This window comes from Promicromonospora xylanilytica (assembly GCF_054782895.1).
The window spans coordinates 349,599-361,691 of the sequence record NZ_BAAGRP010000002.1; the positions used below are offsets into that span (position 1 = coordinate 349,599).

Here is a 12,093-nt window from a genome sequence, read left to right on the forward strand (position 1 = left end):
TGTTAGGGCCCCTTCGCTCGCGATGGTTGCCCGCAGTTTGGCAGGTTCAGCCAGCGGAGACCAGGCCGAGGAGCGGTTCGGTCGGCATGATGCTCGTCGGGTCCGCCGGAACCTCGCTCGGCGCGGACCAGCCGAGGAACGTGTGCGCGGGGATCCCTTCGGCCACGTCGGCCCAGACCCCGCTCGCCGTGGCCTGGCCGGCGGCCGGGCCCGCGGCGGTGAAGATCACCGCTACCTGCGGCGGGGCCCGCAGCTCCGCCCGGTCCACGACGGACGCCGCCGTGGACTGGTGCACCTCCAGCATGATCTGCGGGAGGCCCTTCTCCGTCGCGATCCTGGCGAGCCGGTCCACCACGGCCTGCAGCTCCGCCACGGGTACCGACCCCGTCTCGGCCCCGTTGCCAGCCACCCGGAACTCCGGGTGCACGGACAGGCCGACGCCCGGCTGCGACAGCAGCGGCTCGAGGTCGTCGAGCTGCTCGACCAGCGGCTGGTTGCCGGGTGCGACGTCGAGCAGCACGAGCTGCCCGGCCTCGCGGATCGCCTCGACCGCAGGTGTGATCGTCTCCAGCGGCTGTTCGGCGACGTAGTCGCCGTCCTCCCCCGCCTCGGTGGACCGCAGGCTCGCCGTCACCGTGACCAGCGGCGCACCACCGAGCATCTCGCCGTTGAACGAGGCGGCGTCCACAGCGCGGGCGGCGTCGGCGCCCGGGTCGGCCACACCGACGGGCACCGCGTACGACGTCGACACGTACCGGCCGGGGAACAGCCGGAGCGAGCCGTCGGGCAGCGTCGCGCCCGACGTCGCCACGTTCACCTGCCAGCCCAGGTTCTCCGCCGAGCCGAAGCCGTCGCCGATCCCCACCACGCCGAGCGGCTTGAGGGTACGGATCGTCTCGACGGTCTCCGGGTCGGCCGCGACGCTGCCGCCCGGCACCTCGACGGGTACGGCGCCCGCCGCGAGGGCCGTGCCGATCGCCGCCTCCTGCCCCAGCTTCGGGTCCACCGCCACGAGGACCTCCTGGAGCAGGCGGGGGTCCGCGATGTCGGGGATCTCCGTGCGCAGGCGGTCCACGTCGGTCGCGTCGAGGCGGTCGGCGGTCGGCATCTCGACCTTGGCCTCCGCCTCCTTCTTGTCACCGCCGCCGCGTCCGCCCGAGGCCGCCGCCTCGGCGGCAGCGCTCAGCGCGCCCGGGTCGAAGCCGACCACGTCCGTCTCGCCCGCCGCGGCCCCCACCTCGGCGACCGCCGCCTCGTCACCGATGACGACGACGCTGCTCGTCCCGAGCCGTTCGAGCTCGGCGACGATGTTGCTGTCCGACACACCACCGTCGGTGAGCAGCACGGGGGCGGTGACCGCGGCTCCGGTGGCCGCGGCCGTCGAGCGCGCGTCCTCGTCGTCGGCCGAGGCCAGCACGGCGACCGGGGAGGCGTGGAAGAACGCCTGGCTCGCCGTGAGGGCGAGCTCCGCCGGGTCCGTCGAGTCGAGCACCAGTGCCGGTCCGGACGGTTCACGGACCTGGAAGTTCTCGCCGGTCTTGCCGTCGACGCCCTCAGCCGTCGGCACGGTACAGCCGGCGAGGACGAGGGCAGCCGCCGCGAGAAGTGCCGCTGCGGAGGCAGAACGATGGTGTGGGACGAATCGGGCGTTCCGGATAGCCACGAGCCATATTGTCTCCCACTCGGCGACGAAGTGGAAACCCCGGCCCGCCGCCGGTCAGGGGCGGCCCGCGGGTCAGCCGGCGGGCAGCGCCTCCGCGACCGAACGCGCCACGGCCTCCGTGTCCTCGCAGATCTCGTCGCTGCCCGCCTCGCCGTCGTCCGTCACGTGCACCCGGAGGAGCTCCGCCACCTGGCCGTCGCCGTCCGGGCTCGCCCCCTGGTGGCCGACGACACTGACCAGGCAGCCCTCCTCCCAACGGTCACCCTGGAGGAACACCGGGTGTCCCGAGTAGGTCACCCGCTCGCCGTCGTCGGACCCGAGCGGTTCGTCGCGCTGGAAGAAGAGACGCACCTCCCGGCTGTCGTCGCCGTCCCACACGCAGTCCCACGCCCCGTATGCCGACCGGCCCGACGGCAGGTCGTCCACGGTGAGCGCGGCCCGCAGCGCGTCGGCCCCCGGCAGGGCGCACGCGTCGAGGCCGATGAACGAGCCGGCCCGCGCGGCGCCACGGCTCGGGACCCGCTCGTCGCTGACCAGCGCGGCGGCGCGGCGGACCGCGGCCTCCGCCATGCCGCACAGGTCGGTGTCGCCGTCCCGCCGCATGGCGTCGATCGCCACCCGGTAGTCACCGGCGACGAGATCCCGGTCGCACGACTCCGGGAGCTCGTGGTCGTCCCGGTAGACCGGCAGGCCGTGCACCGTGCCGCGATCGCCCGACAGGTCGTCGCCGGCCCGGTAGAGCGTGAGCTTGACGGCCGACTCGGTACCGCCGTCGGTCACGATCGCCTCGCACTGGTTGAAGACGTCGTTGTCGGTGTCGAGGCGCGTGCCGCCGAAGCCCTCCAGCGTCCGCGCGCCGAGCAGCCCGCAGGGGTCAGCGGACTTCTCACCGCCCGCGAACCCACGCTGGGTCAGCGCAGGCCGTGTCTCGGTCTCCGTGGCCGGCTCGGCGTCCGCCGTCGGCCGGGCGGTCGCCTGCTGCTCGGGGACCGGGGCCGCCTTGGGCTCGGAGATCTTCTCGGCGGACGGTTCGGGGGACGGCCGCCGGGACGCCTTGGGGCCGCTCGTCCTGGACGGGGTGGCCGACGGCGACGCGCCGGCCGACGCCGCGGCCTCGGGCTGCCCGTCGGCCAGGAGCGGCGCGGTCACCACCCCCGCCACGACCAGCACCAGCGCGATGGCCCCCGCGACGAGGATGCGGAGCCGGTGCTGGGACGGGGGGCCGGCCACCGGGCCGTGCCCGTCGGCGATCAGGCGCAGCTCGTCCCGCGCGGCGGTCATCCCCGGCCGCTCCTTCGGGTTGCCGCTCAGCATCCGGGCCAGCACGGCCGTCATGCCACCGGCTCGCCGGGACGCACGCACCTTCTCGGTGCTGGTCCGCACGATGAGCTCGGTGACGCTGCCGTCGCCCCACGGCGTGGTGCCCTCGACCGCGTGGAACAGCGTGGCGCCGAGCGCGAAGACCTCGCTCGCCGCCGTGTAGGGCCGCCCGGGGTCCAGTGCCTCCGGTGCGACGAAGCCCGGCGTGCCGGCGATCGCGTCGGCACTGGTCAGGGTGGTCGCGCTGTGCTTGCTGCGGGCCAGGCCGAAGTCGACGAGCTTGGCGACCTGGTCGTCGGTGATCAGCACGTTGGACGGCTTGACGTCGCGGTGCAGGATCCCCTCGGCGTGCGCGGCGGCGAGCCCGTCCGCGAGCTGCGCGCCGTACCGCGCCGCGTCCAGGGCGGACACCCGGCCCGCGTCAGCGAGCGGCGTCCCGGAGACCAGCTCCATGACGATCCAGCGGGAGTCGCCGTCCCGCACGACGTCGTGCACGCGCACGACGTTGGGGTGCCTGATCCGGGCCAGCTTCTCCGCCTCGGCCTCCAGGCGCCGGTCGCCCTCCACGTCGATCGCATGTGCCCGTTTGAGGGCCACCCGCTGCTCGAAGACGTTGAGGTCGGAGGCCTCCCAGACCTCCCCCTGGCCGCCCGCACCAAGTCGCCGTTCCAGCCGGTAACGCTCCCCGACGACGTCCCCTGCGTTCACGGACCAGCTCCGCTCGTCGTTGCCGGACAGATGTCAGCGACAGGTATACCGGACAACCCGTCCGGGAGGGGTCCCGCTCGAGGTGTGCCTCCCCCTGTCGTCCCAGATCACGGTGCACTAGCGTCGTGCCAGCACAGCGCACTGACGAGCAGGGACGTCGACAGGGAGAGAGCGACAGGTGCACACCGGGCAGATCGTTGGCGGCCGCTACCGCCTGGACGAACCCCTCGGATCCGGCGGGCACGGCGAGGTCTGGCGTGCCGCCGACCTGAACGTGCACGAGCGCCCGGTGGCGGTCAAGCGCACGCGGTACGGCGACGACGACGACGGCGCCGAACGGGTCCGGCGCGAGGCCAGGTACCTCGCGCGCATCGCCCATCCCCACGTGGTCGCCGTGCACGACGTGGTCGACGACGGCGGCGAGGTGTGGGTGGTCATGGAGTACGTGGCCGGCCGCCCCCTCTCCCGGTCCGGACGGGTGCCGGTCGAGCGGGCCGCTCGCTACGGCGCCCAGCTCGCGGGCGGGCTCGAGGCGGTGCACGCGCACCGGATCCTGCACCGGGACATCAAGCCGGCCAACGTGCTCGTGACGGACGACGGGTTCGCGAAGATCGCCGACTTCGGCATCTCCCGGCCGGTGCACGACGAGGAGACCGTCACGGCCACCGGCGCGCTCACCGGGACGCCCGGTTACCTCGCGCCCGAGGTGGCCAAGGGCGGGCGGTTCACCGAGGCCGCCGACGTCTGGTCGCTCGGCGCCACGCTCTACCACGCGCTCGAGGGCACCACGCCGTTCGGTGACGACAACCCGCACGCCCTGCTGTGGAAGACGGTGTCCGAGGAGGTCAGACCGCCCACGAACGCCGGTGCCATGGCGCCGGTGGTGCTGCGCATGCTGGCCAGGAAGCCCGCCGACCGGCCGCGCCTGCGCCAGGTGCGGCAGGAGCTGGCCGCCCTGGCGGGCGACCCGTCTGCCGGTGTCGGGCCGGAGCCGGTGGGGCGGCCCGGACCGCTGCGGTCGCTCGGCCGCCGGGGGCGCGCCCTCGCGACGGCGGGCGCCGCCGGCGTGCTGGTGGTCGCCCTCGCCCTGGTCGCCTGGTCCGCCGTGGACCGCGGGCAGGCGCGGGGCGGCGAGCTGACCGGCGCGGGAGCGTCCGCACCGGGCACGGACGCGGGCGACGTCGGCATCATCGGCGTGCCGGAGACCGCCGACCCGTGCGCGCTCCTCGACACCGACGCGCTCGGCGCGTTCGGCCTGACCCGAACCGACACCGACAACGGCGAGCTGAACCGCTGCGACGTCTACGTGACGCACGACGACGGCGCGGTGGCCGAGGTCAGCCTCAAGATGTGGCAGAACTCGGAGGAACCCGCCGAGCCGAACCGGCAGGTCGGCAAGGTCACCGTGGTGAACGACGAGAGCGAGCTGCCCGAGGAGTGCTCCCGCGAGCTGTTCCTGCCCGGCGGCGACTACAACCTGTCGCTCGACGCCGAGCTGCAGAGCGGCGAGGTCGACGACCTGTGCGCGCTCGCCGACGCCACGCTCAACCATGCCACCGGTGTGCTCAACGACGGCCAGGTACCCCGCCGCGAGCGCACGCCCGACCCGAGCTCCCTCTACACGCAGAGCGCCTGCGACCTGCTGGCCGGGGAACCGCTGGAGCGCCTGCCCGGCGTCGACGCGACCCATCCGCTGGTCGGGTTCGCCGAGTGGGACTGCCGCTGGTACGCGGACGACGGCAAGGAGCTGCGGGCGCTGTTCCAGCACCACGAGCCGTTCACGCCGGACGACGGCGAGCACTTCGTCCTCAGCGGGCACGACACCGTCGACGAGGGCGACTCGTGGTCCAGCACGTCGTGCCTGGTGTCCGTCGTCAACCGGGAGGCACCCAGCGTCCACGGTGACGGCACGACCGTCGCGGAGCTGGTCCGGCTGGAGCTCAGGGCGGGTGGCGACGAGACGGTCGACGAGCTCTGCGACCTGCTGCTGGACATCGCCGAGCCGGTGGCCGCCGCGCTGCCCCCGGCGTCGTGACCGGGCGAGGTCGGGAGGGGTCCCCCAGGGAGCGTGCCACGCTCGCGATCTGAACACTTGGAGGTCGCCATGACGGTTGTCCCACAGACGGAGGGCACGGAACCGCTCTCCGCCAACCATGCGAGCCTGGCCTTCGGCGTACCGTCGTCGGAGCCGGGCACCATCTACGCGCTGTCGATGTCGGGCGGGATCCGGCTCCGGGCACGCGAGGAGCGCTCGGTGGTGTTCGGGCGCAACCGGCCGGAGGTCCACGTGTGCGTCGGCGAGGACGACGTGCGGATCAGCCGGCACCAGGGCAGCGTCACGTTCCGGGAGGGCCAGTGGTGGCTCGCCAACACCGGCCACCGGGCGCTCGAGCTCCCCCGGTCGATGACGCTCTTCCCCGAGGACGAACCGTTCCCGGTCGAGGAGGGGTACACGCCGGTGTTCGTGAACGGCACGGCCCGCCGCAGGCACCTGCTCGAGCTGTACGTCGCCGGCGCGGACGGGCAGCTGCCCCGGCCCGCGCACGATGCCGCGACGCTGCGCGACAAGCCGTGGAAGCTGCGCGCCGACGAGCGGCTCGCCCTCATCTCGCTCGCCCAGAAGTACCTGCTGCACGACGCCCACCCCCAGCCGTGCACCTGGCTGCAGACCGCCACCGATCTCGGTGCGCTGCAGCCCGACGAGACGTGGGGCCCCAAGCGCGTGGAGCGGCTGATCTCCGGTGTCCGCCGCCGGCTCTCGCGCGCGGGCGTCGCCGGGCTGACCCGCGAGGAGGTCGGCGAGCCGGTCGGCAACGCGCTGAACCACAACCTGATCACGGAGCTGCTGCGGACCCGCACCCTGGTACCCCCGGACGTGCTGCTGCTCGACGACCTCTGACCGGCCGGTCCCCGAGCAGCTCCGGCGGCGTCCGCGTCAGCCGAACGTCATGGTGTAGACCTGCACGCCCTCGGGGACCTCGAGGTCCACGAGCCCCTCGGTCGGCTCGTCGCCCTCGAGGAGGGGGTAGAGCCGCGGGCTGCCCGAGACGTCGACGCTCGTGGTGGTCGGCTCTCCGTCGGCGGTCACCGTCGCCTCGACGGTCCCTTCACCGCCGAGGACCACGAAGACGTCGGCCGACCGGTACGCGAGCCGCACCCGTGCGTCGTCGGACACCGCCCGCGCACCCTGGAAGTCGACCTCCCAGGTCCCGCCGAGCGAGAACGTGTCCTGCCGCTGCTCGTCCTCGAGGACGAACTCCGCGCGGCCGGCCGCGTACTCCGGCTCGCCCGCGTAGTTGATGACGCGCTTGATGGAGAAGTACGTCTCCGGCGTGATCGCGTCGTCCGGGGTCGTGTCCTGCACGGTGGTCGGCTCGGGCAGCTCCACGCCGGGGTTGGCGTCCGTGAGCAGCTCCCGGACGAGCTTCTCGGTCTGCTCGTACCCACCCTCGCCCAGCCGGATGTGCCGGACCGTGCCCTCGGCGTCGATCAGGTACTGCGCGGGCCAGTACCGGTTCCGGTACGCCGTCCACGTGGCGTAGGAGTTGTCCTGCGCGATCGGATAGGTCACGTCGAGGTTCTCGGCGCCGGCGATCACGTTGCGCGTCTCGCGCTCGAAGGCGAACTCGGGCGTGTGCACGCCGATCACCTCGAACCCCTCGCCGACGTCCCCGTACCGGTCGTACCAGGCGTTGACGTGCGGGATGGCGCGCTGGCAGTTGATGCACGAGTAGGTCCAGAAGTCGACGAGGACCACCTCGCCGCGCAGGGCCTCGAGCGTCAGTGCCTCGCCCTCGGGCGTGTTGAGCCAGGTCTCGATGCCGCGGATCTCCGGTGCCGTGCCACAGTCCTCGAGCACCGGCGCGCCGTTCGAGCAGTTGGACAGCTCGCGGTTCTCGTCGGTGACCAGGCCGCCGAGGTCGAGCGCCTCGCGCACCACCGCCGAGGAGTCGACGCGCTCCTGGAGCGCCCCGGTGTAGTCGGGGAGCTGCCGCTGGATCGCCGCGGGAAGGTTGAACGCGAGGGCGATGGCCAGCAGGATGACGACCACGCCGCCGCCGGTGCGGATGGCCTTCGTGTGGCGCTGGAAGGCCTGGACCCGCTCGGCGATGCGCCGTCCGGCAAGGGCGAACAGGAGGAGCGGCAGGGCGGCGCCGACGGCGAACGACACCGTCAGGGCGACCGTTCCCGAGCCGATGTTGCCCGTCGCGCCCGCGACGGTGATCGCGGCGAGGACGGGTCCGGCGCACGGCACGTAGAGCACGCCGAGGCCCAGGCCCAGGACGAACGCGCCCCGGTCCTGCCGCGCCGCGCCGCGCTTGGCCCCGAACGCGGCGATGCGCTGGAACGGCCGCTCGAGGAGGGTCTCGAACCGGGGCACGATCATGCCGATGCCCAGCAGCACGAGCAGCGTGATACCGGCCCAGCGCAGCAGGTCCTGGGGCAGGCCGAGGACCGAGAGCAGCAGCGAGCCGAGCAGCGTGAAGACGCTGAAGCTGAGCACCAGTCCGACGATGACGAGGTAGGGACGCAGCGAGCGCCGGGTCCGCACCGCGGTCGCCGTACCACCGGTGCCCGCGCCGCTCGTGCCGGCGGCGCCCGGCGTCCTGGCACCCTGCACACCACCCGCGAAGAAGATCACGGGCAGTATCGGCAGGATGCACGGCGATATGCCGGTGATGAGGCCTCCCAGGAGGCCGATGACGATGAGGGTTCCCATGTGGCGGGTTCGGCGCAAGGGCCGTTCCGGATGGGTACGGCGGGCGCCCGGGGCGGGTTCGGCGGGCGGTCCGGGCGGTCGGAGAACTCGTGCCTTCCGACGCCCATCCGGGTGGCCGTCGGCTCCGAACCACGGTCAAGACGGCCCGTGAGACGCGGGGCGACGACATACCGAGGAGAGACCGATGAACGTTCGAACCCGCAAGTCCTACGCAGCCGCCGGCATCGCCGCCCTGACCGTGTTCGGCCTCGCGGCCTGCGGCTCCGGCTCAGGGGACGAGGCGTCCGGCACGAGCGAGACCGCGGCGACCGAGGAGGCCCCGGCGACCGAGGAGGAGCCTTCGGACGAGATGTCCGAGGACATGGCTGCCGACCCGGCCGCGAACCTGGTGGGCCCCGGCTGTGCCGCCTACGCCGAGGAGGTGCCGGACGGACCCGGCTCGGTCACCGGGATGTCCACCGACCCGGTGGCGGTCGCGGCGTCCAACAACCCGCTGCTCACGACCCTGGTCTCGGCCGTGAGCGGCGAGGTCAACCCCGACGTCAACCTCGTCGACACGCTGAACGGTGACGAGTTCACCGTGTTCGCGCCGGTGGACGACGCCTTCGAGGCGATCGACGCCGCGACGATGGAGACACTGTCGAAGGACGCCGAGATGCTGACCGAGATCCTCACGTACCACGTGGTGCCCGGCCAGCTCACGCCCGATCAGGTGGTCGGCGAGCAGACCACCGTCCAGGGCGAGACCCTCGAGGTCAGCGGCAGCGGCGACGAGCTCATGGTGAACGACGCCAACGTGATCTGTGGCGGCGTCATGACCCAGAACGCGACCGTCTACCTCGTCGACTCGGTGCTCATGCCGAAGATGTGACCACGTCGCACCCCGCCGGCAGCCGGCGCTGAACGCCAACGGCCCGTCCCGACCTCCTGGTCGGGACGGGCCGTTCGTCATGCTGCGGGTCGGGAGAACCCGTCAGGCGCCCAGGACGACCACCGGGTCCGTCGTCGGCTGCTCCGAGCCGGACTCCGGCTCGACCGACACGGCCATCCCGATGCCGTCGACGTCCTCGACCAGCGAGGAGGTCTCGCCGTCCCGGAGCGACAGGACGCCCGCCGAGGAGACGCTGCCGTCGGCGGCGACCACCCAGAGCTGGTAGGCCTTGCCCTCGCCGGGGTCGGGCAGGTCGTCGGCGCGGAAGAGCATGTCGCCGTCGGCGACCAGCACCGAGGCCGCGCCGCCGCCGTCGACGGTGCCGCGCAGGATGGACGCGTCCGGGTCGACGAGCATCTCGGACACGATCTCGCTCTGCTCCCGCAGCTGGTCGCGCTCCGCCGTCACCTGCACGGCGATCGTGGTCGGCACGGCGATCGCCGCCACCGCGGCCACGGCCGCTGCCGCGACGCCCCAACGGCGGGGTCGGCGCCGGGCCGAGAGGTCGACGACGTCGGCGCCGCCCGCCGCCGGACCGGGATCCGGGGCGGGGGCGGCAGCCGGAACGCCCGGGCCGGTGACCTGCGGCGTGCGCCGTACCTGCTCCAGGACGCTCGCCCGCAGGTGGGCAGGCGGTGCGGTCTCGACGGCGAACGCCGCGACGACGTCGCGGTACTCGGCGAGCGCCCTGCGTGCGTCGGCGTCGGACTCCAGGAGGCGGTCGACGGCGTGCCGTTCCGTGTCGTCGAGCGCGTCCAGCGCGTACCCGGGCAGCAGGTCCCACACGTCGGCGCTCCCGCCGCGCTGTCGGCTGTCGTTCGTCGGGTCAGCCATGACGCACCCCCAGGCAGTCGCGGAGCCGGACCAGGCCGTCACGGATCCTGCTCTTGACGGTCGGGAGCGCGGCGCCGAGCTGCTCGGCGACCTCGCGATACGTCAGGCCGCCGTAGTACGCGACGACCACCGCCTCACGCTGGGTCGGGGTGAGGCCCTCGATGCAGCGTCGCACCGCCGATCCCTCGAGGCTCCGCTCGACGTCCTCGACGACGACGTCGCGCGTCGCCTCCCCCATGCGCAGGTCGGTGTCCCGCTGGTCGCGGTCCCGGCGGGACTGCTCGGAGCGCACGCGATCGACCGCGCGCCGGCGCGCGAGCGTCGCGACCCAGGTGCGGGCGGAGCCGCGGGTCGTGTCGAACCGTGCCGCTGTCTGCCACACTTCCACCATCACCTCCTGGGTCACTTCTGCCGCATGATCGGGGTCGCGCAGCACTCCGAGGGCAGCACCGTAGGCCACTGGTCCCAGCGCGTCGTAGACAGGCGTGAACACCGCCGGGTCGCCCCCGGCGCACGCCGTGAGGAGTGCGTCGACAGCGTCGCGCGACGAGGTCCGGACTGGTGGTGAGGCCACCGCCCCAGTCTGCCCCACGGGAACCTCCGATCCGGTCTGCACACGAGGTTCGGCGCCGACGGGCTCCTGGATGGGTCCCTCCGTGCCGTGGGCGTGGTCACCAGTCGTGGAGCGTGCCGTCCTTCAGGCGGTTGACCGGGAGGTAACCCGGCTCGTACGGGTGGGCGGCCGCGAGCTCGGCGTCCAGCTCGACGCCGATGCCGGGGGCCTCGCCCGGGTGCAGGTAGCCGTTCTCGAACGTGTACGCGTGCCGGAACACCTCGTTGGTGAGGTCGGTGTGCCCGGAGTACTCCTGGATGCCGAAGCTGTGGACCGCCAGGTCCAGGTGGAGCGCGGCGGCCATGCCGACGGGCGAGATGTCCTCGGGCCCGTGGATCGCGCTCTTGATCCCGCGCTGGCCCGCGTAGTCGAACAGCTTCTTCATCGGGGTGACGCCGCCGAAGTGGGTGACGGCGGACCGCACGTAGTCGATGAGGCGGTCGTCGATGAGCGTCTGGTAGTCGAACACGGTGTTGAACACCTCGCCGATCGCCAGCGGCGTGGTCGTGTGCTGCCGCACCAGGCGCAGGGCCTCCTGGTCCTCGGCCGGCGTGCAGTCCTCCAGCCAGAACAGGTCGTACGGCTCCAGGTCCTTGCCGAGGCGGGCCGCCTCGATCGGGGAGAGCCGGTGGTGCGCGTCGTGCAGCAGGGGCAGGTCCGGGCCGAACTCGTTGCGGACCGCTTCGAACACCCGCGGGATGTACCGCAGGTAGGCGGCGGTGTCCCAGTCCTCCACGGCGGGCTGCGCGAGCACGTCCGGCGCCGACCCGTCGGCCGACGTGGTCGTGTGCACCCCGTAGACCGACGTGAGCCCCGGGACCCCGCTCTGCACGCGGATGGCCTGGTAGCCGCGCTCCCGCAGCGCCCGCACGGAGTCGAAGATCTCGGGCAGGCTGGAGCCGTTCGCATGCCCGTAGGCACGGATCCGGTCCCGGCTGGCGCCGCCGAGCAGCTGGTACAGCGGCAGGCCGGCCACCTTCGCCTTGATGTCCCACAGGGCGACGTCGACCGCGGCGATGGCGGCCATGGTCACCGGGCCGCGGCGCCAGTAGGCGCCCCGGTACAGGTACTGCCAGGCGTCCTCGATCCGGTGCGGGTCCCTGCCGATCAGCAGCGGCACGACGTGGTCGCGCAGGTAGCTGACGACGGCGAGCTCGCGGCCGTTGAGGGTGGCGTCGCCGAGTCCGGTCACGCCGTCGTCCGTGGTGATCTGGAGCGTGACGAAGTTGCGGCCGGGCGAGGTGACGACGACGTTCGCGTCGATGATCTTCATGCGGTGACTTTCTGTCGGCGGGATGGGTGGC

Annotated in this window: 9 protein-coding genes; 3 read left to right on the top strand and 6 right to left on the bottom strand. The window is 73.1% G+C overall.

Annotation, left to right across the window (positions count from 1 at the left end):
- Window positions 1–46: 46 nt before the first annotated feature.
- A complete protein-coding gene (locus tag ACYVK7_RS03255; RefSeq protein WP_460886236.1) occupies window positions 47–1,567 on the bottom strand; it encodes a hypothetical protein in 1,521 nt (506 codons plus the stop codon).
- 168 nt (window positions 1,568–1,735) lie between these two features.
- Window positions 1,736–3,691 (bottom strand): protein kinase domain-containing protein, encoded by a 1,956-nt coding sequence (locus tag ACYVK7_RS03260; protein WP_460886237.1) that lies wholly within the window; start codon window positions 3,689–3,691, stop codon window positions 1,736–1,738.
- A gap of 178 nt (window positions 3,692–3,869) precedes the next feature.
- Between ACYVK7_RS03260 and ACYVK7_RS03265 the strand changes: the two genes are divergently transcribed.
- Entirely contained in the window at window positions 3,870–5,726 is a 1,857-nt protein-coding gene (locus ACYVK7_RS03265; protein WP_460886238.1) for a serine/threonine-protein kinase, read from the top strand.
- A 69-nt stretch (window positions 5,727–5,795) separates the two neighbouring features.
- A complete protein-coding gene (locus ACYVK7_RS03270; RefSeq protein WP_460886239.1) occupies window positions 5,796–6,590 on the top strand; it encodes a hypothetical protein in 795 nt (264 codons plus the stop codon).
- A 36-nt stretch (window positions 6,591–6,626) separates the two neighbouring features.
- Here the strand turns inward: ACYVK7_RS03270 and ACYVK7_RS03275 are convergent, their stop codons facing one another.
- Entirely contained in the window at window positions 6,627–8,411 is a 1,785-nt protein-coding gene (locus ACYVK7_RS03275; RefSeq protein ID WP_460886240.1) for a cytochrome c biogenesis protein CcdA, read from the bottom strand.
- 184 nt (window positions 8,412–8,595) lie between these two features.
- On the opposite strand from ACYVK7_RS03275, the gene ACYVK7_RS03280 reads away from it, so the two are divergent.
- On the top strand, window positions 8,596–9,282 hold the full coding sequence (locus ACYVK7_RS03280; protein ID WP_460886241.1) for a fasciclin domain-containing protein: 687 nt from the start codon (window positions 8,596–8,598) through the stop codon (window positions 9,280–9,282).
- A gap of 102 nt (window positions 9,283–9,384) precedes the next feature.
- On the opposite strand, the gene ACYVK7_RS03285 is transcribed toward ACYVK7_RS03280, so the two are convergent.
- From ACYVK7_RS03285 to manD, 3 genes are all read right to left on the bottom strand, one after another.
- Entirely contained in the window at window positions 9,385–10,176 is a 792-nt protein-coding gene (locus ACYVK7_RS03285) for an anti-sigma factor (RefSeq protein ID WP_460886242.1), read from the bottom strand.
- Window positions 10,169–10,750, bottom strand: coding sequence for an ECF RNA polymerase sigma factor SigK (sigK, locus tag ACYVK7_RS03290; RefSeq protein WP_460886243.1), 582 nt, complete (start codon window positions 10,748–10,750; stop codon window positions 10,169–10,171). Before sigK ends, ACYVK7_RS03285 begins: the two co-directional genes overlap by 8 nt.
- Before the next feature lie 97 nt (window positions 10,751–10,847).
- Window positions 10,848–12,062, bottom strand: coding sequence for a D-mannonate dehydratase ManD (manD, locus tag ACYVK7_RS03295; RefSeq protein WP_460886244.1), 1,215 nt, complete (start codon window positions 12,060–12,062; stop codon window positions 10,848–10,850).
- Window positions 12,063–12,093: the final 31 nt, after the last annotated feature.